Origin of the sequence: Vibrio sp. 10N.222.46.A1, from assembly GCF_041473595.1 — a bacterium.
Taxonomy (GTDB): domain Bacteria; phylum Pseudomonadota; class Gammaproteobacteria; order Enterobacterales; family Vibrionaceae; genus Vibrio; species Vibrio tasmaniensis_A.
Window position 1 is genome coordinate 1 of the sequence record NZ_JBFRSN010000265.1, and the last position, 22,010, is coordinate 22,010.

At 46.1% G+C, this 22,010-nt stretch carries 16 protein-coding genes; 13 read left to right on the forward strand and 3 right to left on the reverse strand.

Annotated elements, in window-relative coordinates:
- Positions 1–449 precede the first annotated feature (449 nt).
- The 8 genes from arcA (at position 450) to AB4496_RS09125 (ending at position 9,445) form a co-directional block, all read left to right on the forward strand.
- The gene (arcA, locus tag AB4496_RS09090; protein WP_009844709.1) at positions 450–1,673 is read left to right on the forward strand and encodes an arginine deiminase; all 1,224 of its coding nucleotides are present in this window, start codon (positions 450–452) and stop codon (positions 1,671–1,673) included.
- Positions 1,674–1,745: 72 nt separating this feature from the next.
- A complete protein-coding gene (arcC, locus tag AB4496_RS09095) occupies positions 1,746–2,657 on the forward strand; it encodes a carbamate kinase (RefSeq protein ID WP_009844708.1) in 912 nt (303 codons plus the stop codon).
- Positions 2,658–2,835: 178 nt separating this feature from the next.
- Positions 2,836–3,846, forward strand: coding sequence for an ornithine carbamoyltransferase (locus AB4496_RS09100; protein ID WP_009844707.1), 1,011 nt, complete (start codon positions 2,836–2,838; stop codon positions 3,844–3,846).
- A 499-nt stretch (positions 3,847–4,345) separates the two neighbouring features.
- Positions 4,346–5,275, forward strand: a complete 930-nt coding sequence (gene pyrB, locus AB4496_RS09105; protein WP_004729720.1) for an aspartate carbamoyltransferase — start codon at positions 4,346–4,348, stop codon at positions 5,273–5,275.
- Between the two features lie 15 nt (positions 5,276–5,290).
- Positions 5,291–5,755, forward strand: coding sequence for an aspartate carbamoyltransferase regulatory subunit (gene pyrI / locus AB4496_RS09110; protein ID WP_009844706.1), 465 nt, complete (start codon positions 5,291–5,293; stop codon positions 5,753–5,755).
- A gap of 327 nt (positions 5,756–6,082) precedes the next feature.
- A complete protein-coding gene (locus tag AB4496_RS09115) occupies positions 6,083–6,571 on the forward strand; it encodes an arginine repressor (protein ID WP_009844705.1) in 489 nt (162 codons plus the stop codon).
- A 175-nt stretch (positions 6,572–6,746) separates the two neighbouring features.
- Entirely contained in the window at positions 6,747–8,603 is a 1,857-nt protein-coding gene (locus AB4496_RS09120) for a protein-disulfide reductase DsbD (protein ID WP_009844704.1), read from the forward strand.
- A gap of 212 nt (positions 8,604–8,815) precedes the next feature.
- A complete protein-coding gene (locus AB4496_RS09125) occupies positions 8,816–9,445 on the forward strand; it encodes a response regulator transcription factor (RefSeq protein ID WP_009844703.1) in 630 nt (209 codons plus the stop codon).
- On the opposite strand, the gene AB4496_RS09130 is transcribed toward AB4496_RS09125, so the two are convergent.
- Entirely contained in the window at positions 9,442–11,193 is a 1,752-nt protein-coding gene (locus AB4496_RS09130) for a potassium/proton antiporter (RefSeq protein WP_009844702.1), read from the reverse strand. The genes AB4496_RS09125 and AB4496_RS09130 overlap by 4 nt on opposite strands.
- Positions 11,194–11,631: 438 nt before the next feature.
- On the opposite strand from AB4496_RS09130, the gene AB4496_RS09135 reads away from it, so the two are divergent.
- The 4 genes from AB4496_RS09135 to AB4496_RS09150 all read left to right on the forward strand — a co-directional run bounded on the left by AB4496_RS09135 (position 11,632) and on the right by AB4496_RS09150 (position 15,593).
- Positions 11,632–11,898 carry a DUF4212 domain-containing protein gene (locus AB4496_RS09135; RefSeq protein ID WP_009844701.1) on the forward strand — a complete coding sequence of 89 codons (267 nt, stop codon included), beginning with the start codon at positions 11,632–11,634 and terminating at the stop codon, positions 11,896–11,898.
- Positions 11,899–11,908: 10 nt separating this feature from the next.
- A complete protein-coding gene (locus AB4496_RS09140) occupies positions 11,909–13,612 on the forward strand; it encodes a sodium:solute symporter family protein (RefSeq protein ID WP_009844700.1) in 1,704 nt (567 codons plus the stop codon).
- A gap of 199 nt (positions 13,613–13,811) precedes the next feature.
- Positions 13,812–14,195: a hypothetical protein gene (locus tag AB4496_RS09145; RefSeq protein ID WP_009844699.1), complete on the forward strand. Its 384-nt coding sequence runs from the start codon at positions 13,812–13,814 to the stop codon at positions 14,193–14,195.
- A gap of 12 nt (positions 14,196–14,207) precedes the next feature.
- Entirely contained in the window at positions 14,208–15,593 is a 1,386-nt protein-coding gene (locus AB4496_RS09150) for a lyase family protein (protein WP_032554988.1), read from the forward strand.
- 112 nt (positions 15,594–15,705) lie between these two features.
- Here AB4496_RS09150 and AB4496_RS09155 read toward each other — a convergent pair whose 3' ends face one another.
- Together AB4496_RS09155 and AB4496_RS09160 are read right to left on the reverse strand one after the other, a co-directional pair.
- A complete protein-coding gene (locus tag AB4496_RS09155) occupies positions 15,706–19,137 on the reverse strand; it encodes a PAS domain-containing hybrid sensor histidine kinase/response regulator (RefSeq protein ID WP_032554989.1) in 3,432 nt (1,143 codons plus the stop codon).
- 117 nt (positions 19,138–19,254) lie between these two features.
- Positions 19,255–20,451 (reverse strand): 3-phenylpropionate MFS transporter, encoded by a 1,197-nt coding sequence (locus tag AB4496_RS09160; RefSeq protein WP_009844696.1) that lies wholly within the window; start codon positions 20,449–20,451, stop codon positions 19,255–19,257.
- A 249-nt stretch (positions 20,452–20,700) separates the two neighbouring features.
- Here AB4496_RS09160 and AB4496_RS09165 point away from each other — a divergent pair.
- Positions 20,701–22,010, forward strand: a 1,310-nt coding sequence (locus tag AB4496_RS09165) for a DUF294 nucleotidyltransferase-like domain-containing protein (protein ID WP_372130842.1), incomplete at its 3' end; no start/stop codon positions are given.

Consider the following 22,010-nt stretch of genomic DNA (forward strand, 5'->3'; position numbering starts at 1 on the left):
ATTATAAAGTGTGACCACAACAGCTTTATTCGCATTTATTTTGTTAATAAATAATTAATTTCACATCCAAAATTAAATATCTAAATAGAAACATTGCATACTTCCAAGCTAAGTACATTCTTATCAATAAAACTATTTTGCATATAATCCCTAACAATTTTAATTCTAGGAAGGTTCATCAAAAAAGCGTGCATAAAGTTCCCTAACAGCTAACTATTTAGAATGTAATCGTCATGACTAAAAGTGCATAAAGTTTGTTAAAATCCTTAATTTTAAAGGGCTGCGGGATAAAAAACGATTTGTGATAGATCTCTAAGAATACCTGACTAGCAGGCGTAATATTAATTCCAGACAAGAGATATGAATAAAATAATTCATTATTCTCCACTGAAAATAAATAATTACTCTTAGCGATAAAAGTAATTCAAATATATAAGAGAGAGACGATCATGAGTAAGTTCTATGTAGGTTCTGAAATAGGTCAATTGCGCCGCGTTCTAGTTCACCGCCCAAGACGCGCACTGACTCACCTAACACCCTCTAACTGTCACGATTTACTATTTGATGACGTACTGGCTGTTGAGCGCGCAGGTAAAGAGCATGACGCATTTACTAAAACGCTACGTGATCAGGGTGTTGAAGTTCTTCTTCTTACTGACCTACTAGCAGACACACTAGCAGTGCCAGAAGCGAAAGACTGGCTACTAAGCTGCCAGGTATCTGATTACCGTTTGGGTAAAACATTCGCCAATGATGTGCGCTGCTACTTGGGCGACTTACCAAACTTAGAGCTAGCAAAAATTCTAACGGGCGGTCTGTCTTACGCTGAAATGCCAATGAAATCATCTTCAATGATGCAAGGCATGCACGCACCAACTGACTTCATTATCGAACCTCTACCAAACCACCTATTTACTCGTGACACATCTTGCTGGGTATACGGTGGCGTATCTATCAACCCGATGGCGAAACCTGCTCGTCAACGTGAAACAAACCACGTTCGCGCTATTTACCGCTGGCACCCAACATTCGCAGGCGAAGACTTCATTAAATACTTCGGTGATGAAGAAAACATCAACTACGACAACTCAACAATCGAAGGTGGTGACGTTCTTGTTCTCGGCCGTGGCGCGGTTCTTATCGGTATGTCTGAGCGTACAACAGCACAAGGTGTTGAACACTTAGCGTCTAGCCTATTCAAACACGGTCAAGCGACACAAGTTATCGCAATGCAGCTACCAAAACACCGTTCTTGCATGCACTTAGACACCGTGATGACTCACATGAACGAAGATACGTTCTCTGTTTACCCTGAAGTGGTAAGTAAAGACGTACAGTGCTGGAACCTAACTGGCGATGAGTCAGGCGCAGTGAAAGTGAAAGAAGAAGGCTACTTCGTAACAGCTATCGAAAAAGCACTTGGCGTAGACAAGCTAAACCTAATCACAACTGGTGGCGACAACTTCCATGCAGAACGTGAACAGTGGAACGATGCAAACAACGTTCTAACGGTTAAACCTGGCGTCGTTATTGGCTACGAAGGCAACACATACACCAACGAAAAATACGACAAAGCAGGCATCACGGTTCTTCCGATTCCAGGAGACGAACTTGGTCGCGGTCGCGGTGGTGCACGCTGCATGAGCTGCCCAATTGAGCGTGATGGTATCTAATCACTAAGACGAAACGGCCAAGTTGAACGATCTTAAATAATCTCAACTTGGCCAAAATGAGAGAACACAATTATGACTAAGCAAACTGTTGTTGTTGCACTCGGCGGTAATGCCCTACTTCGTCGCGGTGAGCCGTTAGAAGCCGATGTTCAACGCCGTAATATTGAAACGGCTGTTAAAACCATCTCTGAAATCGCGAAAGTGTACAACGTGGTTCTAGTGCACGGTAATGGTCCACAAGTTGGCTTACTTGCTCTGCAAGGTTTGGAGTACAAAAAAGTAAACCCGTATCCATTGGATGTATTGGGCAGTGAGACTCAAGGCATGATCGGCTACATGCTAATGCAAGAGTTCAAAAACTACCTGCCTGACCGCAACATCTCATGCATGTTGACGCAAATGACCGTTGATCCAAACGATCCTGCATTCGCAGATCCAACTAAGCCAATTGGCCCGATCTACGAAGAAGCAGAAGCGCGTGAGTTAGCGGAGAAATTCCACTGGATCGTAAAACCAGACGGTCAACATTTCCGTCGAGTAGTGCCAAGCCCACGCCCTACTGGCATTGTTGAACACGAAGCGATCACTCAACTTATCGATGCAGGTCACCTCGTAATTTGTACTGGCGGTGGTGGCATCCCAGTGAAAAAAGAAAATGGCAAATTAGTCGGCGTTGAAGCGGTTATCGACAAAGACATGTCAGCGGCTTTCTTGGCGAAACAATTGGATGCGGATGCACTACTTATTCTGACCGATGCTGACGCTGTTTATCTTGATTGGGGCAAACCGACTCAACACGCACTGCGCAGTACTACACCAAGTGAATTGGCGAAGTTTACATTTGATGCAGGCTCAATGGGGCCAAAAATCGAAGCATCGTGCGAGTTCATTCAGCAAGGCGGCAAAGTAGTGGGTATCGGCGCACTCGAAGATGGTTTGCAAATCCTGCAAGGCCAAGCGGGCACCAATATCACCAAAGGTTAATGCACTAGCGAGCTTTATCATCTTGAGAGTCTTAAACCTTGAGAGCTTTTAAAGCTTGCGAAAACAGATTAAACGAAACAAACAAAACCGAACAACTTTAACTAAAAATTGAATCGCGCTTTCTTGAATTTTATTTCCCTGTAACAAGGAAGCGCCTAAATCTAAGAAGGAATACATCATGGCTTTTAACCTACGCAATCGTAACTTCCTAAAACTACTAGATTTCACTCCACGCGAAATTCAACACTTGTTAGATCTTTCTATGGAGCTAAAAAAAGCGAAGTACAACGGTTACGAACAGCCAACACTGACTGGCAAAAACATTGCGCTTATCTTTGAAAAAACCTCAACTCGTACTCGCTGTGCATTCGAAGTAGCAGCATTCGACCAAGGTGCTCGAGTTTCTTACTTAGGCCCATCTGGCTCTCAAATTGGCCACAAAGAATCAATGAAAGACACCGCTCGCGTTCTAGGCCGTATGTACGATGGCATCGAATACCGCGGCTTTGGTCAAGAAATCGTTGAAGAGCTAGGCGCTTACGCTGGCGTTCCTGTGTGGAATGGCCTGACTGACGAATTCCACCCAACACAAATCCTAGCTGACTTCCTAACTATGACGGAATACGGCCGTGGCAAGCAATTGCATGAAATCAAGTTTGCTTACCTAGGTGATGCTCGCAACAACATGGGCAACTCTCTGATGGTTGGTGCTGCGAAAATGGGCATGGACATTCGCCTTGTTGCTCCAAAACAATTCTGGCCAGAAGAAGAGCTATTAGCTCAATGTCGTGAAATCGCAGAACACACTGGCGGCAAAATCACGCTAACAGAAGATGTTCAAGAAGGCGTGCAAGGTTGTGACTTCCTATATACCGACGTTTGGGTATCAATGGGCGAAGCGAAAGAAGCATGGGCTGAGCGTATCAACCTAATGATGCCTTACCAAGTCAACATGGACATGATCAAAGCAACAGGCAACCCACATGTGAAATTCATGCACTGCCTACCTGCTTTCCACGGCGAAGATACAACTGTCGGCAAACAGCTTGCTGCTGAATATCCGCAGCTTAAAGATGGCGTAGAAGTGACGGATGAAGTGGTTGAGTCTGAATACTCTATCGTGTTCGATGAAGCAGAAAACCGCATGCACACTATCAAAGCAGTAATGGTTGCGACATTAGGCAGCTAATGACCTAAGAAACTAAACAGTTAAGACGTTAAAAATTAAGAAGCTAGGCACTCACTTGTTCGAAATACGTTGATAAGTTAAGTGCAATGACAGGGAAATGCGGGTGGCGTTCTTGGGATTTTGACCTTGAATAAAACTCGCATTTTTTTTCATGCGGTTGAAGAGATAATTTCCTGGAAAACCCTGTAAGTCTCAGCCCCAACAAAGACTTAAATGGGAGTTTAAAATGGACGTAATCTCGCATAAAAATCCATTAAATGAATACTTTACAGAAAGTATTGCATGGCCTTTTTATCTGAGTATAATCCTCCGCAATTTGTCTTAAGAGAGCAAAAAATGAACCGCAATTTTTTCGCACATGATTGTCAGCCAATACGCCTTAGAACGGCGTTGGTGTCATTTTTATTTTGCTCTATTGATCATTTCGAAGCCTCCTATTTTTAGGGGGCTTTTTTTTGTCCGCAATTTGACTGTATGCATAGAAAAAGGAAGACCCGTTATGGCGCATTCGTTATTTAACAAGCACATCATCTCCATTCCAGAGCTATCTCGTGATGAACTGGAGCTTATCGTCGATACTGCAGCAAGACTCAAAGCAGAACCAAACCCTGAGCTGCTGAAAAATAAAGTCGTTGCGAGCTGCTTCTTTGAGCCTTCAACTCGAACTCGCCTCTCATTTGAAACCGCAGTTCAACGCCTTGGCGGCACAGTCATCGGCTTTGATAATGGCGGCAACACATCGCTGGCGAAAAAAGGCGAAACACTTGCCGATTCCGTTCAAGTGATTTCATCTTACGTGGATGCCTTTGTGATGCGTCACCCACAAGAAGGCGCGGCGCGCTTAGCGTCTGAATTTTCTAACGGTGTGCCAATTGTGAATGGTGGCGATGGTGCAAACCAACACCCAACGCAAACCTTATTGGATCTGTTCTCGATTTACGAAACGCAAGGCACGCTCGATAACCTCAATGTGGCGTTCGTCGGCGACCTAAAATATGGCCGTACCGTACACTCTTTGACGCAAGCACTATCAAAATTCAATAACGTGCGTTTCTTCTTTATCGCGCCAGAAGTGTTAGCGATGCCTGATTACATCTGTGAAGAATTGGAAGAGATGGGCATCCAATACAGCACCCACAGCAGCATTGAAGAAGTGGTGCCTGAACTGGATGTCCTGTACATGACTCGCGTACAGAAAGAGCGCTTTGATGCGTCAGAATACGCGCACATGAAGTCGGCTTACATTCTAACGGCCGATACCTTGAAAGATGCACGCCAGAACATGAAGGTGCTTCACCCATTACCACGCGTCGATGAAATCACAACCGACGTAGATAAAACGCCACACGCTTACTACTTTGAACAAGCTGAAAACGGTGTATACGCTCGCGAAGCCCTATTGGCCCTAGTTCTTAACGACACTTTATAAGCAGGAGAAACAGTCATGGTTAAACAAACTCAGCTACAAGTAGAAGCGATCCGTAACGGCAGCGTGATTGACCACATCCCTGCTCATCTTGGTATCAAAATCCTTAAACTGTTTAAGCTACACAAAACAGAACAACGCATCACCATGGGATTGAATCTGCCATCATCTGCGCTTGGTCATAAAGATCTGATCAAGATTGAGAACATCTTTCTGACCAAGGAACAAGCCAACCAATTGGCTCTGTATGCGCCGCAAGCGACGGTAAATCAGATTGAAGAGTACAAGGTGGTTAATAAGCTAACATTAGTACTGCCAGACCAAATCAACAGTGTGTACTCTTGCCCGAATAGCAACTGTATTTCGCACGGTGAACCCGTTGAAAGTAGCTTTAAAGTGCAGCTAAAACACGAAAACGTCCAACTAAAATGTCACTATTGTGAAAAAGTATTCTCTCGCGAGATCATGAGTGAAATCCGCTAGCCCTTAGCGCTCTTACCTTCGTAAAAGAAACCGCTCAAACTACATGGATATTTATTCCCAACCTGGAATAAATATCCACTTACCCAAAGAATAAAATTCCACAAAAAAAGCAAATAACCAGAATTTTGTTTGGTGATCGCCTTCAAAAAGATAACTATTCTTTAGTGGTAGACTGGATGAATAGAAGATCATACATCACGCATACCCTTCCTATTTATTTCGGGATTCATCGGTAAGCCCTAACTAACAATCGTACTCTACGGCTTTGGGAGTGCGTTCTGCGCTATGGACAAGCGATACCCACACGTTGGCTTTAAGGAGTTGTTCATGAACCAAATCACTGAGCACGGTTGCTTGTATTCAGCTGAAGATAAAACACTGACTGCAGCGTGCAAACGCTTACTACAACAGCAAAGCTTCTCGACCCAGAACCAGCTGCGAGAGAAACTCGTCGACATTGGTTATACAGGCATTAGCCAGTCGACTGTGTCTCGTATTTTGTCACAACTCGGTGTTGTCAAAATCCAGAACGCCTGTGGCAAAAAGGTTTACTGCATCACCGTAGAAAGCGCACCGGTACGTGTCGATGCGTCAATCTCATCACAAATCGAATTAATTACTCACAACCAAGCAATGGTGATCGTAAAAACAAACCCTGGTTGCGCACAGTTGGTCGCAAGATTGGTTGATATCGACCCACATACCGAGATTATCGGTACGGTTGGCGGCAATGACACGGTGTTAATTATTCCGAAAGACACCACGAATATAGATGCTTGCGAACAAGTAGTAAGAGCACGCTTAGGAGTGGCTTAAATGTCTTATTGGCAAAAGCTGACAACTCATGTTGAGCGACTGACACTCTCTCGACTGCCCCAGAAAATAGCCCACCCGCCTTAGGGGATATTTGTCTACCGATGAAACTAATCACAAACTATTACGGTCTGATTGAGTTAAGATACCTTCAACTCCATTTTGATGACTAAATAGTATGCGACGACTTGCCACATTACTTTTTGTTTGTGTTTCCCTGTTCACCCAGCCTGCGTGGGCGCTTTTTGGAAACGACAACGCCGAGCCAAGCTTCGGAGGCAATAACAACGGTTTTGTCCCTGTAGACCAAGCTTTCCCTTTCAATTACTACCAGCAAGACGGCAAGGTCCTTCTCGACTGGCAAGTAAAAAAGGGCTACTACCTCTATCAACATAGCCTCTCGTTCACTGGCCAAAATCTCACTATCGGCAATGTTGAAATGGAAAATGGCCAACCACACCAAGATGAATTCTTCGGTGAGGTGAGCATCTATACTCAGCCATTATTCGTGCAAGTTCCTCTACAGAGTTACCAAGATAGCTCACAGCTGATCGTTAAGTATCAAGGCTGTGCAGATGCTGGTTTCTGTTACCCACCAGAGATCCGAGTAATCGACATTGAACCGTTTACTGCGACGAGTTCTGGGGATATGAAAAGCAGTGATGATCAAAACAGTGGTGCTTTACAAGGTTCTTCTGGTGAAGCTGACAATTCAGTACAAGCCTCTTCTCCTACCGCTGACGCAGCAAGCAATACCACTCAACAAACCAATGCTCCAGTTTCAAAAGAAGCAGGCTTAGCCGATAAGCTGGGTGACAGTTGGTGGACGCCATTATTATTCCTCGCACTCGGTGTTGGCTTAGCCTTTACGCCGTGTGTTCTGCCTATGTATCCGATTCTAACGGGTATTGTGCTAGGTGGCGGTAAGCTCAGCCAAGGCCGTGCGCTGATGCTGTCGTTCATTTATGTACAAGGCATGGCGCTGACCTACACCTTATTGGGTTTAGTGGTTGCTTCAGCAGGCATGCAGTTCCAAGCTGCGATGCAGCACCCTTATGTATTAATCGCGCTGAGTGTTCTGTTCGTGACGTTGGCGATGTCGATGTTCGGCGTTTATAACCTACAACTACCAAGCAGCATCCAAACTTGGCTTAACAACCAAAGTAACAAGCAACAAGGTGGCAATACCTTGGGCGTGTTCGCAATGGGCGCTATCTCTGGCTTGGTGTGTTCACCTTGTACCACTGCGCCACTGTCAGGCGCGTTACTGTACGTGGCTCAAAGTGGCGACCTATTAACCGGGGCGTTCGCTCTGTATGCGTTAGCGATGGGTATGGGTATACCGCTGATTTTGGTTGCGGTGTTTGGTAATAAGCTACTACCAAAAGCAGGTAGCTGGATGGACAAGGTGAAGATCGTATTCGGCTTTATCTTGCTGGCAGCGCCTATCTTCCTGCTAGAGCGAATTATTCCTGAATTGTGGGCAACGGTACTTTGGTCTGGTCTTGGGTTCATCGCCTTTGGTTGGCTTTACCACAGCAAGAATGCACTGCCATTCGGTGGTTGGAAACAGAGCGCTGTAGGTATCATCGCGATGCTTGGCCTGTTCGCATCAGCTCAACCTGCACTCAATTACTGGTTCGCAGAAAAGAGCGTTGTGGTTGAGCAACAAATCCAATTTGCCCGCGTCAACACGGTTGAAGAGTTAGAAATCCAGCTCATCGAAGCCAAGAAACTCGGCAAACCAGTGATGCTCGATTTCTACGCCGATTGGTGTGTGGCCTGTAAAGAGTTTGAGAAGTACACCTTCCACCAAGCTGATGTTGAGAACAAGCTTTCTGACTTTGTTCTTCTTCAAGCTGACGTAACGAGAAACATGCCTCAAGACATTGAACTGCTTAAACAATTACAGGTGCTGGGCTTACCAACCATAGAGTTCTGGGATGGCGAGGGTAACCATGTTCCAAATGCTCGTGTAACGGGTTTTATGGCTGCCGATGTATTCTTGAAACACATGCAAGACCACCAGCTATAACGGCAATATTCACCGGAATATCTGCCTAAACGAAAGCCGCACTGCCCCTCATTAACGAGATGGCAGTGCGGCTTTTTTGCTATTCAGAGTAACGCTTTCTTATTCCGGGGATAAAAGTCGATATGGTTCAGACTTTTCATGCATAGATATTGTCCACATACTCAATCAGGATGATAATAAATATTAACTAAATTGTTAAAAGTATGAACGTCATGGACTCGACCTATACCATCATCATTGCTGATGACCATCCTCTTTTTCGCAACGCCCTGTTTCAGTCAGTTCATATGGCGATCAGCGGTGCGAACCTGCTTGAGGCTGATTCTCTCGATGCCTTACTGACTCTGCTAAAAAAAGAAGATGAACCTGATCTGTTGCTTCTCGACCTTAAAATGCCGGGTTCAAACGGGATGTCTGGCCTAATTCAACTGCGTGCTGAATACCCAGATTTACCAATTGTGGTGATCTCTGCCAGCGAGGATGCCAGCGTTGTCACTCAAGTGAAGAGCCACGGTGCCTTTGGCTTTATTCCTAAATCGAGTGATATGCGTGAATTGGTCAGCGCACTCAATCAAGTGCTGAATGGCGACCCGTTCTTCCCTGAAGGGCTGATCACCAACAATGCAGCCTGTAGCGACCTTGCGGAAAAGCTTTCCACATTGACGCCTCAACAATACAAGGTGTTAGGAATGCTATCGGACGGCCTACTGAACAAGCAAATTGCGTACGAATTGAATGTTTCGGAAGCGACCATCAAGGCGCATATGACAGCCATCTTCCGTAAACTGGATGTGAAAAACCGAACTCAAGCAGTTATCTTGCTACAAGAAATCCACAATTAAGCTTCGTTTACATCCTCTTCTAAAGTCGTCTTAGGCAAACATAAACCCAGCTTGACGACTTTATGATCATCTATATCTGCAACCACCCAAGTGATGTCATGCCACTCGAAGCTGTCGCCTAATACCGGGTGTGCCCCAAGCTCTTGATCAACCAATTGTTTTAGCGTCATTTCTCGCTCTTCTTCCGAGCCAAGTTCAATACCATAACAATCGCTTACCGCAGCGACCGATAACCCAACATCTAAGAAGAAGTCACCAAAGAATCGAGCGGCTTCTTCTGCCAAAGGTGCCTCACTGAAGAGCTCACTTAGGCTACCTAGGTCTTTATCTTGACCAAGTACACAGAGAATATCGTTCGCCTCTAATATGGTACTGCCCGATGGGTGAAGCAAGGCATCTTGTCGAAACAGTGCGGTAATGCGTGTCCCTTCTGGCATCGATAAACGCTTGAGCGGTTCACCGACACACCACTTTTCCTCTTTCAGCTTGTAGACAAACATCTCCCATTCACTGGTCGGATAAATCTCGATACCGGTGCGAGAAATCGGTGTTGGCGTTGGCGGTAGAGTCACTTTAGCGAGTCTTGCGACTTTCATTAAGCTGCCGCCTTGAACAATCAACGAAACCATAACCACGAAGAAGGCGATATTGAAATACAGCTGAGCATTTGGCAGGCCAGCCATCATCGGGAAAACCGCCAAAATGATCGGAACTGCACCACGTAAACCGACCCAAGAGACAAACCAGCGCTCCTTGGTGGTAAAGCTTCTGAACGGCAGCAAACCCAACCAAACCGACACTGGACGAGCAAACAAAATCATACCGAAAGCCAGTGCTAACGCAGGAAGTGCAATGTCCATTAAGGTCGATGGAGTCACCAATAAACCCAACACCAAGAACATCACGATCTGACTTAGCCACGTCATACCGTCTAGGACATTAAGAATAGAGTGTCGAGAACGCGTTGGACGATTACCAATGAACAAGCCCACTAGGTAAATCGATAATATGCCACTACCGCCAAGCATGTTAGAGAACGCAAACAGCGCCACGCCCCCACTGAGTACCAGAATGGAGTAAAGGCCATCAGCCAGTTGTACTCGATTGATTAAGCTCCATAGAACCCAGCCGCCGCCAATACCAACAAGGGTGCCGATACCAAACTGCATCGCAAAACTTTGCAGTAGGAAGTTCATTCCCATCTCAGCGTCAGGGTTACCTAACAGCGCAATTAAGGTCACCGTCAGGAAGACCGCCATTGGGTCGTTAGTGCCCGATTCGATCTCTAGAGTTGAACCTACACGCTCATTGAGACTCTGCCCTTTCAGCAAAGAGAATACCGCTGCCGCATCGGTTGAACCCACAATCGCCCCGACCAAGATGCCCTGCATTAATGACAAGTCAAACAGCCAAGCCGCCATCAATCCGGTTAAGGTTGCTGTACATGCGACACCTATCGTCGCCAGCGAGAGCGAAGGCCAGAAAGCGACCTTGAAGCTCGCCACCTTGGTTCGCATACCGCCATCCAACAGAATCACGGCAAGCGCAAGGTTACTCACCAAGTAGGTCAGTGAGTAATCATCGAAATGAATATTACCGGGTCCATCTTCACCCGCTAACATACCAACGAACAAAAAGATCAAAAGAATAGGAACGCCCAATCGAGAGGACACTTGTGAGAAAAGCACGCTGATGGCGATGAGTACGGCACCAGTCAAGAATAAGTGGTTAATGGTTATTGCGTCCAATTCGTTCCCCCAAAGAATAAAATCCGAGCTTTAAGCCTGTTGATCTTTTGCCACTAGCTTGTTGATCTTCTGCCGTTTAGCAAGGCACGGTCGGTGAAAGTGCCGTAGTTACTATAACAAACTTATGTTTCGCTTCGTGTCATAAGCAGGGCTAAATACCGTTTCTCAGTCATTTAGTTGTTAAATTTTATGACTCTCACTCTAATTCATCCCTTTTTGTTAGACCTTTGGCTAATTTAACATCATTGCAACATCACGTTTTTCTATGGTTCTGTCTCCTAGCTCCCATATTTAAGGACATTAGCGCTAATAGCGTCCCGACTAAAGTTGCACAGATCCCTTGACTTATCCTTGCTACATTCTAAATCGTAACATTACGTTAACACAGCAATTTCTACAGAAACGGTTTCTACGAAAACGGAATTAAAGGAGAAGGCAATGGCGTTCGAATCTACGGAACATGCTCAAGCCTACTGGAAGGAAAACTTGGGAATAATGGGAACACTACTCGCTGTCTGGTTTGTGGTGTCTTATGGCGCTGGCATCTTATTTGTGGATGTCCTAAATACCATTCAATTTGGCGGGTTTAAGCTAGGTTTTTGGTTCGCTCAACAAGGTTCAATTTATACCTTCGTGGCGTTGATATTTATTTACGTTGTTCGCATGAATAAGCTGGACAAAAAATACAACGTACAGGAAGACTAGAGGCTAGAACATGGATATTCAAACTTGGACGTTTATTCTCGTCGGTATTACTTTCGCAGTCTATATCGGCATCGCAATCTGGGCTCGCGCTGGAACAACGAGTGAATTCTACGTTGCTGGCGGCGGCGTACACCCAGTAGCAAACGGCATGGCAACAGCCGCTGACTGGATGTCGGCAGCATCATTCATCTCAATGGCAGGTATCATCTCATTCGTTGGTTACGACGGTGCGGTTTACCTCATGGGTTGGACAGGTGGTTATGTACTACTTGCGCTATGTTTAGCACCTTACCTACGTAAGTTCGGTCAGTTTACGGTTCCTGATTTCATCGGTGAACGTTACTACTCGAAAACAGCACGTATGGTAGCGGTATTCTGTGCAATCTTCGTATCATTTACGTACGTTGCGGGCCAGATGCGTGGTGTTGGCGTTGTATTCTCTCGTTTCCTAGAAGTTGATATTAACCTAGGCATCATCATTGGTATGGGTATTGTGTTCTTCTACGCAGTGCTTGGTGGCATGAAAGGCATCACTTATACGCAGGTAGCTCAATTCTGTGTCCTCATTTTCGCCTTCCTTGTTCCAGCAATCTTTACCTCAATCATGATGACAGGTAACCCACTTCCACAAGTTGGTATGGGCTCAACGCTATCAGGTACAGATGTATACTTACTTGATAAACTGGATGGACTAACCGAAGAGCTCGGATTTACAGCCTATACCGAAGGTAACAAGAGCATGGTAGATGTATTCTTCATCTGTGCAGCTCTAATGGTAGGTACTGCCGGTCTTCCACACGTAATCATTCGTTTCTTCACGGTACCAAAAGTACGTGATGCTCGTATCTCAGCGGGTTGGGCACTACTGTTCATCTCATTGCTATACACAACAGCGCCAGGCGTTGCAGCCTTCGCTCGTGTAAATATGATCGAAACGATTAATGGCCCAGACATGCAAGGTGTCGCAGCAGCAGAAGCACCAAGCTGGTACAAAAACTGGGAAAGCACTGGCCTAGTTGGTTGGGAAGATAAGAACGGCGATGGCAAAATGTTCTACTCGGGCGACGAACGCAACGAAATGAAGATTAACCGTGACATCATCGTACTGGCTTCTCCAGAACTAGCAAAACTACCAAACTGGGTTGTCGCACTGCTTGCAGCTGGTGGCTTAGCCGCAGCACTATCAACAGCCGCGGGTCTGCTATTGGTAATCTCAACGTCGATTTCACATGACTTGTTGAAGAAAGGCTTTAGACCAAACATGACCGACAAGCAGGAGCTGTTAGCCGCTCGTTTAGCTGCCATGATCGCGATTGTAGGTGCAGGTTACTTGGGTATTAACCCACCAGGCTTTGTAGCACAGGTAGTAGCGTTTGCCTTCGGCTTAGCCGCAGCATCCTTCTTCCCAGCGATCATCCTAGGTATCTTCTACAAGAAGATGAACAAGGAAGGCGCAATTGCAGGTATGTTGTCAGGTATTGCCTTCACAGCAAGCTACATCATCTACTTCAAGTTCATTAACCCAGCAGCAAGCACACCGGAAAACTGGTGGTTTGGTATCAGCCCAGAAGGCATCGGTACGCTAGGTATGTGTCTAAACTTCGTAGTATCAATTGCAGTGAACAAAGTGACCGCTGAAGTTCCTGAAGATGTACAAGAGATGGTTGAGAACATTCGTTACCCGAAAGGTGCTGGTGAAGCTCACGACCACTAAGCACTACCACGAAACAAAGATGTTTAGCAAAAATGAATCAGTACTTACATTGTAGGGATTAGGTACTGACTCCAGAAAGCCGATACTTCATGTAGCGGCTTTTTCTTTTCCTACTCACTTTATAAAAAGAGAAACAAAGGGTTGTTTTTAAAATCTCATTTGATAATAATTATCATTAACACTCATTGATGAGATGCAGATGATGAAAGAGCAGCAGGTTCTTTATTCGAGGTTTTACAAAGCACAGGATCGCTTTGCTTCATTAGAACAAGTTCAAGGCCATGAACCGTTTGTGATTCGAGAGTATATCGAGTGCGCACTCACGCTTTCTGCTTACTATGAAAAGCATGCCGCCCAAGAAAATATCTTGTTGTGCGAGCTGTATCTGCGCCAAGTTTTCTTCCATTTGATTGAAGCGATTGAGTCTCCAGAACGCAGTTTCGCCTTTCGTCATATCTGCCTAGACTCTATTCACTCACCACTATTTTATTTGAAACGCCACTACTGCCAGCAGCCTCAAGGCCAAGCGCGTTTTTTGAATCTCAGCCAAACACTACAACAAGTCCAAGCCCCACTTGGCTAACAAGGATAGAAGATGACTCTACAATTTCGGATAGAAAAAGACAGCATGGGCGAAGTGAAAGTTCCTGCCGATGCGCTATACCAAGCTCAAACTCAACGTGCCGCTGATAACTTCGCGTTTAGTTCACACAAGATGCCAGCCAGTTTCATTCAAGCACTGGCGCTGATTAAGCAGGCCGCCGCCGATACCAACGCTCAGTTAGGTTTATTAGAAGGTGATATTGCCAACGCGATAGCCGAAGCTAGCCAAGAGATCATTGAGGGTAAACACCTCGAGCAATTCCCTATTGATGTTTACCAAACCGGTTCTGGTACGAGCTCCAACATGAATGCCAACGAAGTGATTGCGACACTCGCTTCAAGAAGCCTGCAAGGAGACGTGAACCCGAATGATCACGTAAACATGGGGCAAAGCAGTAACGATGTCGTGCCGACAGCAATCCAAGTCAGTGTCGCTTTGATGGCAGAAAATAAGCTGTTGCCTGCACTTACCCACCTTTTTGCGGCGCTTACCGTAAAACAGCATGAACTTGCTGAGGTAGTCAAAACTGGCCGTACCCATCTAATGGATGCAATGCCGATTACCTTTGCTCAAGAGCTTGGTGGTTGGAAATTTCAGATTGAACATGCCAAGCAAGCGATAGAAAGCAGCTTGCCAGCAGTCAAGGCGCTTGCTCAAGGTGGTACAGCGGTAGGTACGGGGATTAATGCCGACCCACGCTTTGCCGATAAGTTTGCAAGTAACCTGTCTCAATCGACAAAGATCAGTTTTACCTCGAGTGAAAACTTCTTTTTTAACCTCAGTAGCCAAGACGCGATCGTTGCACTGTCAGGTCAGCTTAAAACTGCAGCAGTTGCGATCATGAAGATCTCAAACGATCTTCGCTGGATGAATTCAGGGCCGTTGGCTGGCTTAGGGGAAATTGAGTTGCAGGCTCTACAGCCGGGTTCATCGATCATGCCTGGCAAAGTGAACCCTGTAATTCCAGAAGCAGCTGCAATGGCGGCAGCACAAGTGATTGGCAATGACACCACCATTACGATTGCAGGCCAATCGGGTAACTTCCAATTAAATGTGATGCTGCCCGTTATTGCTCATAACGTATTAGAAAGCATAGAGTTGTTAGCAAACAGTTCAGTCGCACTGGCTGATAAAGCGATTTCTACCTTCACGGTACGCCAAGACAACCTCGATTTGGCACTGTCAAAGAATCCAATTCTGGTGACCGCACTTAACCCTGTGATTGGCTACCTAAAAGCGGCTGATATTGCCAAGAAAGCCTACAAAGAGGGCTTACCGATTCTTGATGTGGCCGAACGAGAAACGGATCTTAGCCGAGAAGAACTCAGCAAGCTGCTTGATCCAAGCACGCTGACGCAGGGCGGTATTGCGGGCTAGTTAGTTAAAAAGCGAATAGGCATTAACGATCCTTACTGAAACAAAAAAGGCCTCATCCGAGGCCTTTTTTACATCCGTTCATTAATTAGGAATTCGAGCTGATTATTCCTAATTAACTCACCCGATTTAGAACCGCTCTGAGTTTTAGCGGCTTGACGGGTTTAGCGATAAAGCTGAAGCTATTGGCTTTTATTGCTGCCAGCATGTCATCGGTTCTATCTGCACTGATAATGACCCCTTCAAAAGAATCTCCAAGACGTAAACGGCATTGTTGCAACACTTCGAGACCCGTTCGGCCATTATCGAGGCGATAATCAGAGAAAATCACATCCGGCTGCCAATCATCATCGAGACACTTCAAACTTTCGACTAAGTCGACGGCGGTCTTAACCTCACAGCCCCAACGACCAATCAAGTTCTCCATGCCGACTAAAATCTCGCGCTCATTATCGACACACAGTATTTTCAGATGTTCGATGTCACTGGTCGCCATTGGCGTCGAAGCTTGTACAACCGGAGCCACCTGCTCTGCTCTCGCTAAGGTGATGGAAAAGACGCTACCTTCTCCCGGCCATGAACGCATCGATATTTGATGACCAAGCACATGAGCAATCCCTTTCGAAATCGCCAACCCTAATCCCAACCCCTGATCGGCTCGTACTTGGCTACCTCGCGTAAACTCTTCGAAGATCTCTTGTTGCTTGTCTTCATCGATACCGGTTCCGTTATCCCACACATCAATTCGTACCTGATCATTCACTCGTCTCGCACCGAGGACCACTTTCCCTTCAGGGTTATAGCGAAACGCATTCGTTAAAAAGTTCTGAATCACTCGTCTTAATAACTTAGGGTCAGAGTGAATAAACAGTGACGATGGAATCATCTGAAACTGTATTTTTTGCTGTGTCGCTAAAGCGCTAAATTCTGCATTCAGGTTGGTCAGTACATCATGCACGGCAATCGCGTGAATGTTGGTTTCTAATTTTCCTGACTCCAATCGCGAGATATCAAGCAGGTCGCCAATCAGATCTTCAGCCGCACCCAACGCACTTTCGATATGAGAAGAAAGCTGCTTCTCCTCTTGTTCTTTTGCGACCTCAGATAGCGAAGAAGCAAACAAGCGAGCAGCATTTAATGGCTGCATCAAATCGTGACTAACAGCCGCAAGAAAACGACTCTTAGATTGTGATTCTTGGTCAGATATTTGCGTCGCCTTTACCAAACGATGGTTAAGCTTCTCGAGCTCTTGAGTTCGTTCATGGACTCTCGATTCCAAGCTTTCATTAGCATCTTTTAGCGCTTGCTCTGCTTGTCTGAAAACCGTGATATCGGTAAAGCTCATGACGAAGCCACCACTTGGCATTGGGTTACCTTGCACCTCAATCACTCGACCATCCGGACGAATACGAGATGAGGTGTGTCGCGTGCCTTGCTCAAGGTGATAAACACGGCGTCGAACGTGATCTTCTGGGTCGCCTCGGCCACACAAACCTTGCTCAGCATTGTGACGAATTACATCTGAAATGGGTCGACCCACCTGAATCAAGCCTGCAGGGAACTCAAACAGTTCTAAGTAACGTTGATTCCACGCCACCAGCCTCATTTGTTTGTCAATTACGGCAATGCCTTGACCAATATGTTCAATCGCACCTTGCAGTAAACCACGGCTGAAATCGTACAGTTCAGAGGCTTCATCAACGATGGTCGCCACTTCCTCAAGCTGCATATTTCTGCCCTGCAAGGCCGAAGTAAGTACTAACTTAGCTGAAGATGCACCGAATACACCAGCGAGCACACGTTCTGCATGTCGAATCAGGCTTGCGGGCGCTTGTTGGTTAGGAAGTAGCGGCTGCCCGTGCTGTTGCCAATAACTCTGTAAGGCACTTTTCGCACGCTTACGCCCCACAAAACGAGACGCCAGCATTTCTAATTCAGCGACCGTCACACGGCTCTGATAGAGGCTGATGTTCTCATTTTCTGGTAATGGTGTGCCAATAAAAGCAGCCGATTGTAAACGCTCACTTAGGCTTGGTCTGGTCACCATAGAAACCACGGCATAACACAAAGTATTCAGTAAAATACTCAGCACAATCCCCCAGTTTGAACTGCTGATCTCCCAACTGTTGAGCAACTCTGGTGGCGTGATAATCCACAGTAAAAGGTTACTTTCACTATCGCCCGCCAGCATACTGGTTTGGCTCATCAGGGTGATCAGCCAAATCAACGAGCCCACCATTAAGCCGACATAAACCCCCTTCCGGTTGCCCGGACGCCAGTACAAACCACCAATAAGTGCTGGCGCGAATTGAGCAATCGCCGCAAAGGAAAGAAAGCCAATCGCCGACAGTGAGTGAATGGTATCGAGCGCTTGATAGAACAGCCAAGCACCCAGTAACAGCAGTAAAATCAACCCGCGTCGAATCACCAGCAACATGCCAGAAAAATGTCGATGGGTTCTTTGAGTTAGGCGCATACGGCGCAGCAGCAATGGCATCACTAAATCATTCGATACCATGATCGCTAATGCGATGGTCGAGACAATCACCATGCCACTCGCCGCCGAAGTACCTCCGAGGAAAGCTAACAAAGCAATGTGATTCGCACCTTCTGCCATTGGTACACTGATCACGTAAGTATCAGCCGGCATGTCGGTGAGCAGCCCTTGTCCTGCCCAAGCAATTGGCAGCACAAACAGGCCCATCAAAATCAAATAAAGAGGAAACAACCAGCGAGCGGTATGCAAATCTTGAGGACGTTCGTTCTCAACCACCATGGTGTGGAATTGACGCGGCAGACAGACAATCGCCAACATGGTCAAAACGGTATGAATAATTAAGGTCGGAATATTAGGCGATTCGTAGGTGGAAGCCGCCACATCAAACAAGTCAATTTTGTCACTGCTCATCGCCAGGTAGATAATAAACAGGCCAACAATCAAGAATGCTGCAAGCTTAACGATAGATTCAAACGCCACCGCCATCATCATGCCACGGTGATGTTCTGTGTTATCAATGTGTCTTGTACCAAACAGCATGGTAAAAATGGCCAAAGCACCGACCACAAACCAAGAGACGTGATAATCCTGATAACCGAAATCAGACGCTAGGTTTGGCGCAACAATATCTAGCCCCATCGTAATACCACGCAGCTGTAGCGCGATATAAGGAAGAATACCGACCACGGCAATCACGGTGACGGCAACAGCCAAGCCCTGAGATTTTCCATAACGAGCCGCGATAAAGTCGGCAATTGAAGTGATGTGTTCACGCTTTGCAATCAGGATCAACCGCGCCAAGATCCGCCACCCGAGTGTAAAGACCAGAATGGGGGCGAGATAGATGGGTAAAAAGGACCATGGGTTATTGCTCGCCTGTCCGACCGTTCCATAGAAAGTCCAAGAGGTACAATACACTGCAATCGAAAGACTATAGATCCATGGGCGCCAACGCGATAGCCAGCGAACCTGCCTGTCTCCATACCAAGCGATCAGAAATAACACGCCCAAATAGGCTAAAGAGACTGGAATTACTATCCATCCTTGCATTAAAAACCCTTTTTCATCCATAAAAAAACCTCTCCATAAGGGAGAGGTTTCATTTAACTAAGGATGGGTCATTAACTCAATCGAATCGCTTAAATTCTGTGCTTCAGACTCTAATTATCAGCATTTGCTGTTAGATTCTAATTGTTCCGAACCTGATTGATTAATCTCAACCACTGAACTTCTCTCGTCCAACTTAATGAACAGAGCAAGAGCCCCCATCGCGGCCATACCCCAGAAGATGTTTGCCCCCCAAAGCTCATAGCCCCAACCACTTAAGGTCGTCATTAGTGCGATAACAGCCCCCAATGGGATCGCGTTATACAGAGCTTGCAGCGCGACCATTTTATTCTGTTCTTCTGATTGAATGTATTGAATGGCTGCGATATGCGCCATAGCAAACGTCACACCATGCAGCATTTGCACCATAACCAAGGCGAAAATCGCCGTTGTTGATGCGGTAATCCCCCAACGAGCCATCACACCGATTGCAGCTACCACGAATAGAGTACGCATTGACCAGCCAGAGAATAAGCGCTTACTGAGAGCAAACACAGCCACCTCAGCAACAACGCCTAGGCTCCATAAATAACCAATAATCGCTTCTGAGTGACCGGCTTCTTTCCAGTAAATCGCACTAAAACTGTAGTAAGCCGCATGGCTACCTTGCAGCAACGCCATCAAGGCCAAAAATTTAACCACAGACGACTCACGCAGTAACTCACCTAATTTTGGTCGCACTGCTTGTTTCTCAGATTGCGTTACTGGCATCACGTTAGGGTTTCTCATCGCCAACACTAACGACAACAGCACACCAACAAGCGCTGTATACAAAATCATATCAGTGCCGAACTGTGCGACTAAATAACCCACCACGGTTGAACCCGCAATAAAAGCAATCGAACCCCATAAACGAGTGCGTCCATAGTCAAGCATCTTAAGACGACTGTAATGGTTAGCCATTGCGTCAGAAAGAGGGATAACCGGCCCACAACACAGGTTAAACAATACTGTTGCCAACAGCATCAATAGAAAACTGCCTCCAGTAAAGAAGTGGAAACCAACAAATAACAATGAGGCGAAGCTCAACCAGCGCAGAGCGGGCAAAAGATTCTCTACGTTATGGATGCGCGGCGTAATCACAAGGTTAGCAACACAGCGAGTCGCAAAACCAATACCAATCAATACACCGATGTCCCCTGCAGAAACGCCTTGGTCTTCAAACCACAACGCCCAAAATGGCAAGTACACACCATACGCAAAAAAGAAACCAAGAAAATACTGAGATATCCATCCGTAAGGAGAGGGGCTAAACATAAATAACCTATAAAGTGTGCGGAAAAAGGCGGCTCCAATTATGCCTATCTAGAGTAGGATGAAAAAGGGAATTATTACTGGGATAGCATTCCTATATTCAATTAGCCTAGATATCACTTATCACTTATCACTTATCACTTATCACCAAGCTATATCACGTTCATCGATATCTAGTCTGCATTTAGACTAAAGTCGTCTGGAGCTTCGCTGGTATTTTGTCAGACTGATTAAAGACTCCCACTTCTTGTGATGCTTATGCCTGAAAAATTTAATATGCAGCACCCACCCTTCGATAGCCTGTCCGATACGGAACAATTGAAGCTTCGCTCTTCATTAGACGTGGTGTATTACCGCTCTCAAGAAGTGATACTGGAAGCAGATAGGCCGAGCAGACACCTGCATATCCTGATCAAAGGAGCCGTTGAAGAGCGCGCGAGCAGTGATGGTGAGATTTACGCACATTACGCCAATGACGATATTTTTGATGTGCGCAGCCAGTTTGAACCTCACACCAAACATCAATATATCGCACTCGAAGACACCTTAAGCTACCTACTGCCTACCGATGTTTTTCTCGATCTTTATCACGCCAATGGTCAATTTGCCGCCTACTTTGATAGTAACCTGTCGACACGGAAAGCTCTGATTGAGGCCGCTCAGCAGCAACAAAACCTTGCCGAGTTTATATTGACCAAAGTGGATGACTCTATTTATCACCCACCACTGATTCTTGAGCCAGGGCAACCCATCAACCAAGTCACTCAAATCCTAAAAGAGCAAGGCTTAGACTCGGCGCTGGTGCATTTAGACGACAAAGGCATAAAAGATTTTGGTTCAGGCTCCTTACCGTATGGGATCGTCACACGAACCAATTTATTGCACGCTGTAATGCTCGATAACTTCCCACAGGACGCGCCCGTTGGCGAGATTGCAACATTTCCAGTGATGCACGTAAACCAAGGGGATTTCTTATTTAATGCCATGATTACCATGACCAGAAACCGGGTAAAAAGGTTGATGGTTTGTGACGGTCTAGATGCTGTCGGCATGGTGGATATGACACAAATCCTCAGTGCATTCTCCACTCACTCTCACGTGCTCACTTTGCGTATTGCGCGATCCACCAGCATTGAAGAGCTCGCATTAGCCTCCAACAAACAACGTCAACTGGTCGAAAGCCTACTCAGTAACGGCATTCGCACGCGCTTCATCATGGAGCTAATTTCAGCCGTTAATGAACAGATAATAGAGAAAGCGTTTGAGTTGGTTATCCCACCCGCACTGCATAATCATTGCTGCCTCATCGTGTTGGGCTCCGAAGGCCGTGGAGAACAAATCCTCAAAACCGATCAAGACAACGCGCTAATAATTCAAGATGGCTTGGAGTGGCATCAATGCCAAAGTGCCATGAACGACCTCACCCACACCCTTCAACAATTGGGTTACCCACTGTGCCCGGGCAACGTGATGGTCAACAACCCGAAATGGGTGCATTCAGAACAAGAGTGGAAACAAACCCTCACCCATTGGGTAAAAAAAGCCACGCCAGACACCGTGAT